Genomic DNA, 14,305 nt, shown 5'->3' on the forward strand with positions numbered 1-14,305 from the left:
GGCGAGCATAGCTGCGCTCTTACCCTGCATGGCTGGCAAAACCCACCACCCGCCATGGGCCCTTTGCGGTGCGCCGCAGCGTGATGCCGAACAGGCACGGGCTGCCCGCGAATTCCACGCGCACCAGCGGCTCGTCGAGCGTGCGGCCTGCGGCCCAGCGGCGCAACCGGTTGCCATGCGATTGGAACGGGGTGGTGTATTCCACACGGGCCGGCGGGCACAGCTGGCGTTGCGCGTTGGCCTGCAGCTCGGCGGGCGTCGTGCCGGTGGCGGGGCCCGCCAGCGTGCGCCCGAATGCAGCCGTATAGTCGCGCCGCTCCACGTCGCGCACAAAGGCCTGTGCGGCGGCAATGGCCGTTGCGGGCCGGTGCTGCTGGTGCAGCAGCCACCAGAGCATGGGCGCGCCGGTCGCGGCGGCAAGCGCCACGGCCAGCACAAGCTGCTTTTTTAAGGAGGCCTTCAGGAAGCCCACCAGTGCGTGACCATGAAAGGCTGCGGCTGCCCGGGGATGGACACCATGATGCTCCCGCGCCCGCACAGCGGGCCGCAGCGCTGGCCCAGGTAGCGGATGGTCACGGAAGGCACGGGCTGCGTGGCGCCTGCGGGCAGTACGGCCGCCGCGCCGCGCTCCAGGTGGGCAAGCACCACGAACTGGTCGTCACCGTCCAGCGTCTGCGTGACCGGGTGGCAAGCCGGGCTGCCGCCCTGGGCGGGGGCGGCGGCCTGCAGCAGCGCCGCCGCGCGCCGCCCTTCGATCAGGGCCATGCGCTCGGCCTCGGTCTTCCACTGCGTGGGTTTGGCGTGGGCCTGGCGGCTGAGCTCACTGCGGTCCAGCAGCACCGTGACGCCCTCCAGCACCACCGACAGGCAGTCTGCAGGCGCGCGCGTGCGCTGGGCCACGGTGCGGGTTTCGTCCACGTCGGTGCCTGCGGGCGGGCGCTCGGGTGCTGCGGCGGGGCCTGCGCCATGGCTGCTCATGCTGGTGCCCAGGCTGAGCGCCAGCACGCATGGCGCGAGCAACCGGTGGGCGATGCGTGCGGCAATGCCCGTGCGGGATGGTGGTCGTGGCTTGTTGGTGGATGGCTGCCACATGGCGGTGCTGTCCTCATGGGGTGGTGGCTGTGGTTGCGGCAGTGGGCATCGCTCGGCGGCTGGGGTTGCGCGCCAGCGCGCGTGCCCCGAGGAGCGTGCGCAGAGCAGGGCGGTGCATAGAATAGCCCATGCATGACAAAGATCGGCTGCTCAGAACCTTCCTGCTGGTGGCGCAGGGCGGGTCGCTGCAGAAGGCAGCGGACAGGCTCGGGCTCAGCCAGCCCGCGGTGAGCAAGCAGATCAGTGCGCTGGAAGCGTTTCTGGAGTGCGTTCTGTTCACGCGCCACGGGCGTGGCATGGCGCTGACGCCGGTGGGCCAGCGCCTGGCTGGCAGCGCGGCCGAGCATTTCGCGATGCTCGATGTGGCCCTGGACACGGCACGCTCTGCGGCGGATGCCGCGCGCTACGTGCGCATCGCCTGCGTCAACACCCTGGCGGCCTATCTGCTGCCCCCGGTGGTGGCCGAGCTCAAGCGGATGCACCCCGGGCTGGTCGTGCGGGTGGACAACGCCAGCTCACCCGATGTCGTGGACCAGGTCGTGCGTGGCCATGCGGACATTGGCCTGGTGTACGACCTCGCGGTGAACACCGACGCGGTGCAGGTGCTGCGCCTGTACCACGAGGAGGTCAGCGCATATGGCTTGCGCGGCGGTGAGGCTGGTGGGGATTCGGGGCTTTCCTCGCTGACCGTCGCCGAACTGGCCCGGCGCCCGCTGATCGTGCCACCCCGCCCCTATGCCTTGCGGCGCGTCATCGAGCGTGAACTGCCGGGGCCCTTGGTGATTGCGGCCGAATGCAGCTCGGTCAGCGTATCGCTGGACCTGGCGGCTGCTGGCGTGGGCCTGGTGCTGCTGCCCAGCGCGCTGCCCGACCTGGCCGTGGTTCCGCGCGGCCTGGCCCGGTTGCGCATTGCCGATGCCGACCTGGGCAGGCAGGTGGTTGCGATCCATCGGCTGGCGGCCACGCCGCCCAAGGCGCTGGCCGCCACGCTTCAGGTGATCGAGGACTTTGCGGCCCGCGCCGCCTGCCGCGCCCAGTAGGCGAAGGTGCCGTTGACGATGGCCGGCTGCAGGAGGAAGTCATGGGCTTCCTTCGCGGCCGCAGGCTCCACAGGCTGCAGTGGGCCTATCGCCAGGGCGTCCAGGCACATGCGCGCATTGCGCTCGGCAAACACGTTGAGGTAGACGGCCTCCTGCAGCGTCGCCCCCGTGCAGACCATGCCATGGTTGACCAGAAACGCCGAGCGCTTGCCCGCCAGGGCGCCGGAGATCAGCGCGCCCTCGTCGTCCCCGGTGGGCACGCCGGGCCAGTGCGCCAGAAACCCGCAGTCGTCATGGAACATGGCCGCATCCATATGGGCAACGGGCATGCCGATGCCCAGCATGGACAGCGCCGACAGCGCCTGCGGATGCGTATGGATGATGGCGCGGACCCCGGGGTGGTGGCGGTAGATCCAGCTGTGAAAGCGCACTCCGGGGTTGGCCTTGCCGGTGCCCTGCAGGGTGGTGAGGTGCTCGTCGACCAGCAGCATCGACGCGTCGTCGGCCTCTTCCAGGCCCGTGCCCAGTGCCAGCGTGAGCAAGCGTGAGGAATCGCCGTCGCGCACGGTCACCTGGCCGGCCAGACCGGCGGCATGGCCCTGGTGCGCGAGGATATGGCAGGCATCGAGAAAGACCTGCCGGGGGCTGGTGCCCCGCGCGCCGCTGCCTGCGACCGGATCGAGGTGGAGTGTCTTTTCCATGGGTCAGTTCTCCAGGGTGATGCCGCGCTCCTTGATGAGCGTGCGGTACGACTGCAGCTCCGAGCGCACCAGTGCGCTGAAGCTGGCGGGGCTGTTGGCAAACGGAGCAAACCCCAGCGACTGCAAGCGGGAGATGAATTCAGGGCTTGCGACCACGGCGTCCAGCGCGGCGGCCAGGCGCGTGGCCGCTTCAGCGGGCATGGCGGCCGGGCCCACAACGCCGACCCAGGGGGCAAACTCGAAGCCTTTCAGCCCGGATTCGTTGAAGGTCGGGACCTCCGGCATCAGCGGGCTGCGCTCCAGCATGGCCACGGCAATCGCTTTCACCTTGCCGCTCTTTTGGTACTGGCTTGCCAGGTTGGTATCGATGAACGTCAGGTCCACATGGCCGGCCACCACGTCGGCCAGCGCCGGTGCGCCGCCCCGGTAGGGGATGTGGGTGATGAAGACACCCGAGCGGGCCTTGAAGGTTTCGAAGGCCAGGTGCGGCGGGCTGCCGACCCCTGCGGACCCGTACGTCAGCTTCGCCGGATTGGCTTTGGCATGGGCGACCAGGTCGGCAGGCCGTGAAGATGCCAGATCGGGCTTGGCGACCATCACCAGCGGGATCTTCGCGACCGTGCCGATGTACCGGAAGTCCTTGGTGACGTCGTAGGACACCTTGGGTTGGAGCACCGGGTTGACCGCCAGCGGCCCCACGTCCAGCAGGCCGATGCTGTAGCCATCGGGCGCGGCGCGCGCGATGGCCTCGGCGGCCAGCATGCCGCCTGCACCGGGCCGGTTGTCCACCACCACCGGCTGGCCCAGGCGGGTGGCCAACCTCTCGGCCGCCAGGCGTGCGATGGTGTCCACCGCGCCTCCGGGGGCCTGGCCAATGAAGAGGCGGATCGGGCGGGTGGGATAGCGGTCTGCGGACGCGGGCGTTGACCTGGGGTCGGCTTGTGCAAACACGGGCAGTGCAGCGCCCATCAGGCTTGCAAGCGCCAGGGTGCGAAGGAGACGGAAGCGGTGGTTCATCGATGTGCCTTCAGGTGGGGGAGGGTGCCGCCATTGCGGTGGGCAAAGTCTAGGCACGGCTTCGCCATGGCGGCATGGCCTGCAGGGCAACTCCGGATTAACGGGCAGTTATGGCCCGCACCGTTGCGTGCGCTGTGCGCATGCCGCCGATCAGCCCGGTGCGCAGCTGCCCGCGTGGGCCCGCGCCTGATAGCCCACAGGCGTGAGGCGAAACGCGCGCTGCACCGCCGTGCCCATGTGCGACTGGCTGGCATAGCCCGCCAACGCTGCTGCATCTGCCAGCGCGTTGCGCGGGTCTTCGAGCGCGTGGCGCACGCGCTGCAGGCGGCGCTCGTTCACGTAGGCGTGCGGCGTCATGCCGGTCAGCTGCTTGAGGTGGCGCAGAAAGGCCAGCGGCGTGTGCTGCACCTGGGCGCTCAACGCCGCGAGCGAGAGGTCCTCATCGGGTTGGCCGATCTCGTCGTCGATGCGCTCCAGCACGCGCGCATACAGCGGTCGCAGCGCTGCCAGGGCCTGGGGCCTGGCCGGGGCCGCATGGACGGCATCGAGCCCGGCCAGAAAAGCCTGTACCAGCGCATCCATCTGCCCGGGCGGTGCCTGCTGCACCAGCAGCCCGCGCAGTGCCAGGGCCTGCTGCAGCAGGGCAGGGGGTGCGGTGCGCTGCGGGCGGGTTGCGGGCTGCCCAGCATCCGCACGGGATGCATCCCAGCGGACCGCCAGGTACTCGCCGCCCGTGGCGGACTCAGAGAACACGTCCAGGCCCGGCGGCGTGAACGACATGGTGCCCACCCAGGTGTCGAAGTCCTCGCGCCGGTCGGTGCCTATGGCGTGCACGCCGCGCTGGCGCTCCAGCGCAATGCCGAAGGAGGCCCGCTGCGCATCGTCCCGCGCACTGTAGGGCGAGCGCGCGAGCAGTTCCACCGTGAAGGCGGAAGGACCCAGGGCGGCTGAAATTCCGTGATAGACGATGGAATGCACGCTGGGGATGATGGCAGCTTTCAACCAGGAGATCCATGTGAAGACCATAGGCCTGATCGGCGGCATGAGCTGGGAATCGACAGCCGAGTACTACCGCCTGATGAACCAGGAGGTGCGCAAGCGCCTGGGGCCGCTGCGCTCAGCGCAGTTGCTCATCCACAGCGTGGACTTCGGCCCCATCGCCCAGGCCCAGCACGAAGGCCGCTGGGACGAAGTCGGCGCCTTGCTGGCCGATAGCGCGCGCAGGCTGCACGCTGCGGGCGCCGACGCCATCGTGCTGTGCACGAACACCATGCACAAGCTGGCCGGCACCATTGCCGCCGCCACGCCGCTGCCGTTTCTGCACATCGCGGCACCTGTGGGCGAGGCGGCGCAGTCACAGGGCTTGCGCAAGCTGGGCCTGCTGGCCACGGCGTTCACCATGGAGCAGGCATTTCTCAAGGACAAGCTGGTGCAGGACTACGGCCTTGAAATCGCCACGCCTGACGGGCCCACCCGCGCCGAAGTGCACCGCGTGATCTACGAAGAGCTGTGCCAGGGCATCGTGCGCGATGCATCGCGCCTCTTCTACCAGCAAGCCATTGCGCAACTGCAGGCCCAGGGCTGCGACGCCATCGTGCTGGGTTGCACCGAGATATCGCTGCTGGTGCAGCAAGGCCACAGCCCGCTGCCACTGCTGGACACCACTGCACTGCACGCCCAGGCGGCGGTAGATTTTGCGCTGCAGTAGCCGGCGGTTGGCAACGGTGCCTGCAAATTCGGTTAGAATCTGAGGCTAGCGGCGCGATAGCAAATCGGTTATGCCCCGGATTGCAAATCCGGTTAGACCAGTTCGACTCTGGTTCGCGCCTCCAGAATTTTTGAAGCCAGTATTGAAAAGCCCGCTATCGCATCGATAGCGGGCTTTTTTGTTATGGCCGCTTCACGGCAATCCTCCCACCGGGCTCGATGGACGGGGTCGCTTTGTTGGGGGGGGTCGCATGGCAGGCCCGTGCCCGCGTTCACAGGGGCGCGAGCGCACCCACCAGCGAGGGCGTGAAGTCGGCACCACCCTCAGGCTTGGCCCCATGGGCCCATGCCAGCAGGGCGGCGGGTGGCATGGGGCGCGCGAACAGAAAGCCCTGTAGTTCGTCGCAGTCCATGGCCAGGAGGATGTCGCGCTGTCTCTCGGTCTCCACCCCCTCGGCCACCACGCGCAGGCCCAGGGCGTGGGCCAGGCCCACCACGGCGGCCACCACGGCGCGTGCGTTGTTGCTGTGTTCAAGGTCTCCCACGAAACTGCGGTCGATCTTGAGCTGCCGGGCGGGCAACTGGCTCAGGTAGCGCAGGCTGGAGTAGCCGGTGCCGAAGTCGTCGATGGACAGGTACACGCCGATATCGCCGAGCCCCTCGAAGGTGTGCTGCACGGCCTTGATGTCCTCCATCGCCACCGTCTCGGTGATCTCGCACAGCAACTGCGAAGCGTCCAGGCCATGGTCTTGCAGGATCTGCCCGATGCGCTCGACCAGGCCCTTGTCGCGCAGTTGGTGCACGGACAGGTTCACCGCCACGCGCATGCGCAGGCCGTCGCGGGCCCACTCGGCGGTCTGGCGGCAGGCCTCGTCGATGACCCATTGGCCGAGACGGCCGATGAGGCCTATCCGCTCCGCCAGAGGAATGAACACGAGCGGGCTGACCATGCCGTGGCGCGGGTGGTTCCAGCGCAGCAGGGCCTCGACACCGCTGATCTGGCCACGCCGCCCGTCGATCTTGGGCTGGTAGTGCAGGGACAGTTGTCCCCGCTCCAGCGCATGGCGCAGATCGCCCTGCAGTGCCAGCTGCTCCGACACGTCGGACACCATGTGGGGCTCGAACAATGCGTAGCAGCTGCCGCCTGCGCGCTTGGCGGCGTACATCGCTGCGTCGGCATTGGCTACGATCTTGTTGCTCTCGCTGTGGCCCGGGTGCACCACGATGCCGATGGAGCAGGAGATCTCGATGCGCCGCCCCGATGCCTCGAAGGGCTGCGACAGCGACGCCAGCACCCTCTGGGCCACGGAGATGCAGGCTTGTTCGTCGGCCACGTCATTGAGCAGGATCAGGAACTCGTCGCCCCCCACGCGGGCCACGGTGTCGCAGTCGCGGGCCTCGTCGCGCAGGCGCGATGCCGCCTTGCGGATCACGACATCGCCCACCGCATGCCCGAACGAGTCGTTGATAGGCTTGAACCCGTCCAGGTCCACGAACAGCACGGCCATGCGTTCTACCACCCCGTCGTGGTTGCTGCGCTCCAGCCGGCGGGTGGCCTGGACCAGGCGGTCCTCGAACAGCAGGCGGTTGGGCAGCCCCGTCAACGGGTCGGCAAAGGCGCGTTGCTGGAGTTCTTCGTTGGCGGCCTGCAGGCGTGCGTTGCTCTCGTGCATGGAATGCGATGCGCCGCGCGCGGCGCGCTGCAGCCGGGAATCCAGGATGGAAGTGAGCAAGGTGACCACCAGCAGTGCGCCCGCAATCATGGCCACGGCCGTCTGCAGGCCGGGCCCGCCGAGCTCACCGGCCGTCAGGCAGACCGAGCCCGCCGCGAAGCTGGCGGCCGCCATGCCCAGGTAGTGCGTGCCGCAGATCGCCATGGCGAACACGAACGCCGCCGCCAACTGGTAGCCCATGCGCCGGGGCCGCTCCACCCGGCGCAGCAACTTGAAGATGAGCAGTGCCAGCGTGGACGCGAGGAAGGACACCAGCACCGACAGCGCCACCAGCGGCATGTCCCAGGTGATGCCGGGCGACATGCGCATGGCGGCCATGCCCAGGTAGTGCATGGCGGTGATGCCGCCGCCCATCGCCATGGCGCCGAGCAGGATGCGCAGGTTGTCGAGCCGCTTTCGGCTGGCCAGTTCCAGGGCTATGCCGGATGCCGCCATCGCCGCCAGCCAGGACGCGAAGGTCAGCCCCTGCGAGTAGCCGATGGGAATGGGCAGCTCCAGCGCCTGCATGCCCACGAAATGCATGGACCAGATGCCGGTTCCCATGACCAGCGAACCCGCAGCCCACCAGGCCAGGCCGATGTCGCGTTGCGAGGTGCGCACCCTGCGGGCCATGTCGAAGCTCACGTAGGAGGCGAACATGGCCATGGCCAGCGACACCGCCACCAGGAAGAGGTTGTAGCTCGAAGGCATGAACGCTGTCACGAAAGCTTCCGATCCCGATCAAAGGTGCAGAAATGGCCTGACAGTGAGCAGGCCAGGCGTCCATGGCGCCCCCTGCAGTTTGGAGCCCTGGATGCGGACACGACCCGATCCGCAGAAAGCGTACATCTGTCGCGCGAAAAAGAGGTTAGGAAATGCAAGCGAGCTATCTTCCCAGGGGCTTTCGCGCTGCGCTGTAGGTGAAAGGCCCGTCGGGCTGCTGCGGCCGATGGATGGCTGATCGACAATCACGCCATGCAATTCCAGCCCATCCTTGAAGAAATCGTCGAGACAGTGCGCCCTCTGCTGGGCGCACAAGGCCACGTGGCCAACTACATCCCGGCGTTGGCGCGGGTGCCGGCGGCCCAGTTCGGCATCGCGCTGCGCACCTGCGATGGCCAGGAGGCGCAGGCCGGCGACAGCGGTACACGTTTCTCGATCCAGAGCATCTCCAAGCTCTTTGCCCTGACCCTGGGGATGGGGGCCTTGGGCGATGCCCTGTGGGACCGCATCGGCCGCGAACCTTCGGGCAACCCGTTCAATTCTCTGGTGCAGCTCGAGGCCGAGCAGGGGACGCCGCGCAACCCCTTCATCAATGCCGGCGCGATTGCCGTCACCGATCGCCTGGTCAGCCAGGGCGATGCCAAGGCCGCCCTGCTGGAGCTGCTGTCCAGTCTGTGCAACGAGCCGGTGTACTTTGACGAGGAGGTGGCCGCCTCAGAGGCTGCCACCGGCTTTCGCAACATGGCGCTGGGCAACTTCATGAAGAGCTTCGGCAAGATCGACAACGATGTCGCAGCCGTGCTGGATGCCTACTTTCACCACTGCGCGGTGGGCATGAGCTGCCTGCAGCTGGCGCGCGCCACCGGCTACCTGTGCCGCGATGGCCGCCACCCGTTCAGTGGCGAGCAACTGCTGACCGAGCGGCAGACGCGCCGCATCAATTCGCTGATGCTGACCTGTGGCACCTACGACGCGGCCGGAGAGTTCGCGTTCCGCATCGGCCTGCCCTGCAAGAGCGGCGTGGGCGGTGGCATCGTGGCGGTGGTTCCTGACCGCCTGAGTCTGTGCGTGTGGTCGCCCGCGCTCGATGCAACCGGGAACTCGCTGCTGGGCATGCACGCGCTGGAACTGTTCACCGCAAGGACCGGGCTGTCGGTGTTCTGATTGCGGACCCTCGGCACGGCCGCGCTGCGCGTCAGGCCAGTGAGGATGTCCTGAGCGACCAAGGCCGCCGATCCTGCACACTGCACGCCGGTTCCGTAGTAGCATGGAACCGCCGCAGCACCAGCGGCTTCCTCCCCTCGTGACCATCACGAGTTCAAGCCCGCCTCCATACGGGCTTTTTTCCGGGTGGCGCATGGGCGACTCAAGGTCGATCTGCAGGCGCTCGCCCCGTGCCGCGCAAGGCAGACGCAAATTTTTTGGCGCCGAAGTTTGCAAGCCCAAAAAATGGCGCTATAATTTGAGTCTTGCTGATGCAGACTGACGGTAACGACAGCAGCACAGTGAAATGCGGGAATAGCTCAGTTGGTAGAGCGCAACCTTGCCAAGGTTGAGGTCGAGAGTTCGAGACTCTTTTCCCGCTCCAGATTTAAAAAGGGAAGCTTAGGCTTCCCTTTTTTCTTGGCGTTGTGCAATGGTCGCTTCCGATGGCGCCATTGTGTGACCGGATGCGACAGGGCATTGCACACCCGCACGGCCCACGCTACGCTGCGACACAGGTCCGTGCCTTGCACGGCCGCCGTGGTCAGCCGGCGCCCCGATGGTGAAATTGGTAGACACTGCGGACTTAAAATCCGCCGCTTTCCTGAAAAGGGGCGTGCCGGTTCGACCCCGGCTCGGGGCACCAGATAACGGTTTGAAGCTATCAATAGCATAGCTGTCTTTTCCGCAATGCTCGAATCATTTCCGCAGGCGCCACTGCCCGTTGTCCTTAGCCGGTTCACTCCCCGGCGGTCGGCAGCCATACGCTGGCGACCAGACCCGGGCCGTCCTGCGCAGGCGCCAATTCCAGCCCTCCGCCCATCAGCTGCGCATAGCGCGCCACGATGGACAGGCCCAGCCCCGCACCCTGGCCCAGGCGCACGCCTTGATCGCCCTGCGCCCAGCGCTGCAGCAGGCGCTGGGCCAGCGCGGCGTCCACACCAGGGCCGTTGTCGGCCACGCTCAGCACCGCATGCCCGCCGCGCACCTGCAGTGCCACGGTGATGCGCGGCGGGCTGCCGTGCCCGTAGCGCAGCGCGTTGTCCAGCAGGTTGTTCAGGATGCCCTCAATGAGTGCGGCATCTGCGCGCACCTGCACGGTCTGGTCCAGGCCTTCTGCGCCCAGGTCCACGCCCATAAAGTCTGCGCGCGGCAGGAGGCGCAGCACGACATCGCGGACCAAGACGTTGAGCTCCATCGTCTGCAGTGCCAGGGCAATGCCGCCTTCGGCCGCGCGTGCCAGCGCCAGCAACTGGTCCACCGTGCGGCTGGCCCGCTGCTCGGCCTCGGTGATGCCTTGGAGCTCGCTGCGCCAGACGGCGGGGTCGTCCTGCGCCAGCGCGTGGGAGGCCTGCGCGCGGATGCCTGCGAGCGGCGTGCGCAGCTCGTGCGCCACGTTGCCGGCGAACTCGCGCTGGGCATGCAGGCTGTGCTGCACCCGCGCCAGCAGGCCATCCAGGGCCACGCCCAGGCGTTGCACATCGCTGCTGCCCGCCTGCTGCGTCAGCGCCTGCGGCAGGGGCTGCAGGTCGGCCGCGTCGCGCTGGTCGACGGCATCCTGCAGGGCGGTCAGTGGCCGCAGGTCGCGTTCGATGCCGCGCAGCAGCCAGGAGCCCAGCACCACCAGCAGCCACAGCTGGGCCAGGCCTGAATAGACCAGCAGCCTGCGCAGCAGGTGCGTGCGCTCGGCCGTGGTTTGCGCCATGACCACCGTGAAGGAGGGTGTTCCCTGGGTAAGCAAGGTCACGCGGCGCAGCTCCTGCCCCTCGCGCGCGAGCTGCGAAAACGCATGGGTGCTGCCCGGGGCCACCGTGCCTGCTGCCAGCCCATGGTCGCCAGCGATGAAGCTGCTGTCGGGCCCGTACACCGCAAACCACACCGTCTCGCTCTGGTCGAAGCGCAGCAGGTCCACCTCGCGGGGCGTCAGGTCGATCCGCAGCGTGCCGGCGCCCTGGCCGCTGCGGTCGTTGTGGCCGCCGCCGTGCACCAGCGCCGCCAGCGCATGGGCGTCGTCCAGCAGGGCGCGGTCAAAGGCCTGCGCCACGAAGTGGTTGCCCACGCCCAGCACCACGGCGCTGCCCAGCCCCCAGATCAGCAGCAGCGACAGCAGCACGCGGCGCCCGATGCGCTGGCGCAGCGCGGGCGGGCGGTGGCTATGCGGGGCCAGTGGCATCGTCCTCCAGCACGTAGCCCAGCCCGCGCAAGGTGCGAATGGCGGCGCCGCTGCCCGCGATCCTGCGGCGCAGGCGCGAGAAGGATGCCTCCAGCGCGTTGTCGCCCACCGCCTCTCCGGCATCCGACAGGCGCGCGGAAAGGTCGCCCTTGCTCAGCACGCGGCCAGGGGGCGTCATCAGCTCCCACAGCAGATCGAACTCGCGCGCGGGCAGCTCCAGTGGCTGCCCTGCCACGCTGACGCGGCGCGCCTGCCGGTCCAGCGCCAGCCGGCCCACGGTGACCCAGTCTGCCGTGCCGCTGGCGCGGCGCAGCAGGGCGCGCAGGCGGGCCTCGACCTCTTTCAGTTCGTAGGGCTTGCCCAGGTAGTCGTCGGCCCCGGCGTCCAGCCCGGCGATGCGTTCCTCGGTGCTGTCGCGTGCGCTGAGCACCAGCACGGGGGTGCGGTCACCGCGCGCGCGGGCGCTGCGCAGGGCGGTGAGCCCGCTGCCCAGGCCACTGCGGGCGTGCGCCGCATGGGGCAGGTTCAGGTCCAGCAGCACGGCATCGAAGGCCTGCACGGCCCACCAGTGCTGGGCGTCTTCCACGGTGTGGGCCAGCTCGACGCGGTGGCCCGCGTTCTCGAGGCCCCGGGCCATGGTGCGGCTCAGCACGGGGTCGTCTTCCACCAGGAGGAGGCGCATGGGAGGAGGGGGCTACGTGGAATTACGCATGGCCGGTATCAGCCTGCGATCAGGTTCGATGGAGATAGTCCTCACCAGCATACCCCAGCCCTGTGCGGCATCGACAGGCCATCTGGGGTATCCCAAAAATCTTCATGGAGACAAATTTCATGGTCAACCGCAATATGGTCCGGGGCTTTGCCCTCATGGCCCTGGCGCTGGGCTTCGGCCTGCCGTCGATGGGTTACTCGCTGGGCCAGCTCAGCCGTGCCGGCCCGGGGCTGTTCCCGTTCATCGTCAGCTGCATGCTGTTCGCCATCGGGGTCATCACCGTGGTGCGCGCGCGCCTGGTGGCGCCGGTGCCGATGGATTTCCAGGTGCGCAACATCGCCATCATCCTCACCAGCCTGTGCGGCTTTGCGGCCCTGTCGCACTTCGTGAACATGATCGCGGGCATCGTCTTCCTGGTGTTCTGCTCGGGGTTTGCCGGCACGTCGTATTCGGTGGTGCGCAACCTCAAGATCGCCGCGGTGCTGGTCGGCATCGCCTTCATGTTCCAGAAGCTTCTGGGCGTCAACCTGCCGCTGTACTGAGGTCGCCATGGACGTTCTACACAACCTCGCGTTCGGCTTCAGCCACGCACTGACACTGCAGAACCTGATGTTCTGCGCCCTGGGCTGCACCGTGGGCACCCTGGTGGGCCTGTTGCCAGGCCTGGGCCCGCTGGCCACCATCAGCCTGCTGCTGCCGCTGACCTATTCCATCGACACGACCGGCGCGCTGATCATGCTGGCCGGCATCTACTACGGAGCGCAGTACGGCGACAGCGTGAGCGCCATCACCATGAAGATCCCGCACGCCAGCTCCATCGTGGCGTGCATCGACGGGTACCAGATGACATTGAAAGGCAAGACGGGCCTGGCGCTGTTCACGGCGGGGGTCTCCAGCTTCATCGGCGGCACGGTGGCCATCGTGGTGCTGGCGTTTCTGGCCCCCAGCCTGGGCGAAGTGGCCTTCCTGTTCGGCCCGGCGGACTACTGTGCGCTGATGCTGGTCGGCTTCGTGTGCGTGAGCTTCGTCACCACCGGCAGCCTGCTCAATGGCCTGGCCATGTGCATGGTGGGCGTGCTGCTGGGCTCGATCGGCACCGACGTCAACAGCGGCCTGGCGCGCTTCACCTTCGACATGCCCTTCCTGGCAGACGGCGTGGGCATCGTGAGCATTGCGCTCGGCTGCTTCGGCATTGCCGAGATCACCAAGAACCTGGATGCGCGCGAAGAGCGCTCGCCCTTCAACGGCAAGATCAAGCTGATGCCCACCTGGCCCGAGTTCAAGCGCATCATCCCCAGCGCCCTGCGCGGCAGCGTGGTGGGCTCCATCCTGGGCATTCTGCCCGGTGGCGGGCCGGTGATCGCGCAGTTTGCGGCCTATGCGCTGGACAAGAAGGTCAGCAAGTACCGCCACGAGATCGGTACCGGCTGCATCGAGGGCGTGGCCGGCCAGGCCGCTGCCGACGAGGCCGCCGCGCGCACCAGCTTCATCCCGCTGATGAGCATCGGCATCCCCGAGAACGCCGTGATGGCACTGATGATGGCCGCCTTCATCATCAAGGGCATCCAGCCCGGCCCGAACATGATCGCCGGCCACCCCGAGCTCTTCTGGGGCCTGGTGGCCAGCATGTGGGTCGGCAACTGCTTTTTGCTGATCCTGAACGTGCCGCTGGTGCGCTACTGGCTGTCGGTGTTCAAGATCCCATACAACGTGCTGTTCCCGGCCATCCTGTTCTTTTGCTGCATCGGCACCTACAGCATCAACAACAACCTGGATGACGTGTTCATCACCGTGGCCTTCGGCGCGCTGGGCTACCTCTTCATGCGGCTGGCGATGGACCCTTCACCGCTGATGCTGGGCTTCATCCTGGGCCCCATGCTGGAGGAGAACTTCCGCCGATCCATGCTGCTGTCGCGCGGCAGCTTCGATGTGTTCGTGAGCCGCCCGATCAGCGGCACGCTGCTGGGCCTCATCGCTGCTTTCATCCTGTGGCAGACGGTGGCTTTCTTCCGTCAGCGCGGCGCCAATGCCAAGCCGTTGGCTATAGAGCCAGCGGTCACCTGAGCTTCAACCCGCGCTTGGTGAAGGCAAGGGCTGGCCGCCATGTGGCCAGCCCTTGCTTTTCGCGTCTTGTGGATGATGGCGTTCGGTCACTTCGCGCTCCGAGTTTTCATGCGGATTTGCATTCAATCGGATAGCCAGGCGGGGAGCCGCAGACAGTGCTT

The 14,305-nt window shown here is 67.6% G+C and carries 13 protein-coding genes and 3 tRNA genes; 8 read left to right on the top strand and 8 right to left on the bottom strand.

Annotation, left to right across the window (positions count from 1 at the left end; translation table 11 throughout):
• Positions 1 to 19 precede the first annotated feature (19 nt).
• Positions 20 to 472 (bottom strand): hypothetical protein, encoded by a 453-nt coding sequence (locus ACSQ3Y_RS11470; RefSeq protein WP_157421811.1) that lies wholly within the window; start codon positions 470 to 472, stop codon positions 20 to 22.
• The gene (locus ACSQ3Y_RS11475) at positions 460 to 1,092 is read right to left on the bottom strand and encodes a hypothetical protein (RefSeq protein ID WP_436177356.1); all 633 of its coding nucleotides are present in this window, start codon (positions 1,090 to 1,092) and stop codon (positions 460 to 462) included. The genes ACSQ3Y_RS11470 and ACSQ3Y_RS11475 overlap by 13 nt, the downstream gene beginning before the upstream one ends.
• Positions 1,093 to 1,220: 128 nt before the next feature.
• Here ACSQ3Y_RS11475 and ACSQ3Y_RS11480 point away from each other — a divergent pair, with 128 nt between their 5' ends.
• A complete protein-coding gene (locus ACSQ3Y_RS11480; protein ID WP_436177357.1) occupies positions 1,221 to 2,132 on the top strand; it encodes a LysR family transcriptional regulator in 912 nt (303 codons plus the stop codon).
• Here ACSQ3Y_RS11480 and ACSQ3Y_RS11485 read toward each other — a convergent pair.
• From ACSQ3Y_RS11485 to ACSQ3Y_RS11495, 3 genes are all read right to left on the bottom strand, one after another.
• Positions 2,084 to 2,833 (bottom strand): aldolase, encoded by a 750-nt coding sequence (locus tag ACSQ3Y_RS11485; protein WP_057200953.1) that lies wholly within the window; start codon positions 2,831 to 2,833, stop codon positions 2,084 to 2,086. The genes ACSQ3Y_RS11480 and ACSQ3Y_RS11485 overlap by 49 nt on opposite strands.
• A 3-nt stretch (positions 2,834 to 2,836) precedes the next feature.
• Positions 2,837 to 3,850, bottom strand: a complete 1,014-nt coding sequence (locus ACSQ3Y_RS11490) for a Bug family tripartite tricarboxylate transporter substrate binding protein (protein WP_436177358.1) — start codon at positions 3,848 to 3,850, stop codon at positions 2,837 to 2,839.
• 150 nt (positions 3,851 to 4,000) lie between these two features.
• The gene (locus ACSQ3Y_RS11495) at positions 4,001 to 4,852 is read right to left on the bottom strand and encodes a helix-turn-helix domain-containing protein (RefSeq protein WP_436177359.1); all 852 of its coding nucleotides are present in this window, start codon (positions 4,850 to 4,852) and stop codon (positions 4,001 to 4,003) included.
• Here ACSQ3Y_RS11495 and ACSQ3Y_RS11500 point away from each other — a divergent pair.
• Complete coding sequence (locus ACSQ3Y_RS11500; RefSeq protein ID WP_436177360.1) at positions 4,839 to 5,558, top strand: aspartate/glutamate racemase family protein; 720 nt, start codon at positions 4,839 to 4,841, stop codon at positions 5,556 to 5,558. The genes ACSQ3Y_RS11495 and ACSQ3Y_RS11500 overlap by 14 nt on opposite strands.
• Positions 5,559 to 5,608: 50 nt before the next feature.
• Positions 5,609 to 5,682, top strand: a tRNA-Cys gene (locus ACSQ3Y_RS11505).
• Between the two features lie 147 nt (positions 5,683 to 5,829).
• Here ACSQ3Y_RS11505 and ACSQ3Y_RS11510 read toward each other — a convergent pair.
• Positions 5,830 to 7,980: a putative bifunctional diguanylate cyclase/phosphodiesterase gene (locus ACSQ3Y_RS11510; RefSeq protein WP_436180110.1), complete on the bottom strand. Its 2,151-nt coding sequence runs from the start codon at positions 7,978 to 7,980 to the stop codon at positions 5,830 to 5,832.
• Positions 7,981 to 8,244: 264 nt separating this feature from the next.
• Between ACSQ3Y_RS11510 and ACSQ3Y_RS11515 the strand changes: the two genes are divergently transcribed.
• From ACSQ3Y_RS11515 to ACSQ3Y_RS11525, 3 genes are all read left to right on the top strand, one after another.
• A complete protein-coding gene (locus ACSQ3Y_RS11515) occupies positions 8,245 to 9,156 on the top strand; it encodes a glutaminase (protein WP_436177361.1) in 912 nt (303 codons plus the stop codon).
• 348 nt (positions 9,157 to 9,504) lie between these two features.
• Positions 9,505 to 9,580, top strand: a tRNA-Gly gene (locus ACSQ3Y_RS11520).
• A 168-nt stretch (positions 9,581 to 9,748) separates the two neighbouring features.
• Positions 9,749 to 9,841, top strand: a tRNA-Leu gene (locus ACSQ3Y_RS11525).
• Between the two features lie 93 nt (positions 9,842 to 9,934).
• On the opposite strand, the gene ACSQ3Y_RS11530 is transcribed toward ACSQ3Y_RS11525, so the two are convergent.
• Positions 9,935 to 11,368, bottom strand: coding sequence for a sensor histidine kinase (locus ACSQ3Y_RS11530; protein ID WP_436177362.1), 1,434 nt, complete (start codon positions 11,366 to 11,368; stop codon positions 9,935 to 9,937).
• Positions 11,349 to 12,050 (bottom strand): response regulator transcription factor, encoded by a 702-nt coding sequence (locus tag ACSQ3Y_RS11535; RefSeq protein ID WP_436177363.1) that lies wholly within the window; start codon positions 12,048 to 12,050, stop codon positions 11,349 to 11,351. The genes ACSQ3Y_RS11530 and ACSQ3Y_RS11535 overlap by 20 nt, the downstream gene beginning before the upstream one ends.
• Positions 12,051 to 12,199: 149 nt before the next feature.
• Here ACSQ3Y_RS11535 and ACSQ3Y_RS11540 point away from each other — a divergent pair, with 149 nt between their 5' ends.
• Entirely contained in the window at positions 12,200 to 12,622 is a 423-nt protein-coding gene (locus tag ACSQ3Y_RS11540) for a tripartite tricarboxylate transporter TctB family protein (RefSeq protein ID WP_428001780.1), read from the top strand.
• 7 nt (positions 12,623 to 12,629) lie between these two features.
• Entirely contained in the window at positions 12,630 to 14,144 is a 1,515-nt protein-coding gene (locus ACSQ3Y_RS11545; RefSeq protein WP_057200945.1) for a tripartite tricarboxylate transporter permease, read from the top strand.
• Positions 14,145 to 14,305 lie beyond the last annotated feature (161 nt).

Source organism: Acidovorax sp. LjRoot66 (genome assembly GCF_964253305.1).
Classification (GTDB): Bacteria; Pseudomonadota; Gammaproteobacteria; order Burkholderiales; family Burkholderiaceae_C; genus Acidovorax.

Coding starts and splice junctions, on each gene's coding strand:
- ACSQ3Y_RS11535 (WP_436177363.1), bottom strand. CDS start 12,050: ATGCGCCTCCTCCTGGTGGAAGACGACCCCGTGCTGAGCCGCACCATG.
- ACSQ3Y_RS11510 (WP_436180110.1), bottom strand. CDS start 7,980: ATGCCTTCGAGCTACAACCTCTTCCTGGTGGCGGTGTCGCTGGCCATG.
- ACSQ3Y_RS11480 (WP_436177357.1), top strand. CDS start 1,221: ATGCATGACAAAGATCGGCTGCTCAGAACCTTCCTGCTGGTGGCGCAG.
- ACSQ3Y_RS11540 (WP_428001780.1), top strand. CDS start 12,200: ATGGTCAACCGCAATATGGTCCGGGGCTTTGCCCTCATGGCCCTGGCG.
- ACSQ3Y_RS11475 (WP_436177356.1), bottom strand. CDS start 1,092: ATGTGGCAGCCATCCACCAACAAGCCACGACCACCATCCCGCACGGGC.
- ACSQ3Y_RS11530 (WP_436177362.1), bottom strand. CDS start 11,368: ATGCCACTGGCCCCGCATAGCCACCGCCCGCCCGCGCTGCGCCAGCGC.
- ACSQ3Y_RS11490 (WP_436177358.1), bottom strand. CDS start 3,850: ATGAACCACCGCTTCCGTCTCCTTCGCACCCTGGCGCTTGCAAGCCTG.
- ACSQ3Y_RS11545 (WP_057200945.1), top strand. CDS start 12,630: ATGGACGTTCTACACAACCTCGCGTTCGGCTTCAGCCACGCACTGACA.
- ACSQ3Y_RS11485 (WP_057200953.1), bottom strand. CDS start 2,833: ATGGAAAAGACACTCCACCTCGATCCGGTCGCAGGCAGCGGCGCGCGG.
- ACSQ3Y_RS11500 (WP_436177360.1), top strand. CDS start 4,839: ATGGCAGCTTTCAACCAGGAGATCCATGTGAAGACCATAGGCCTGATC.
- ACSQ3Y_RS11515 (WP_436177361.1), top strand. CDS start 8,245: ATGCAATTCCAGCCCATCCTTGAAGAAATCGTCGAGACAGTGCGCCCT.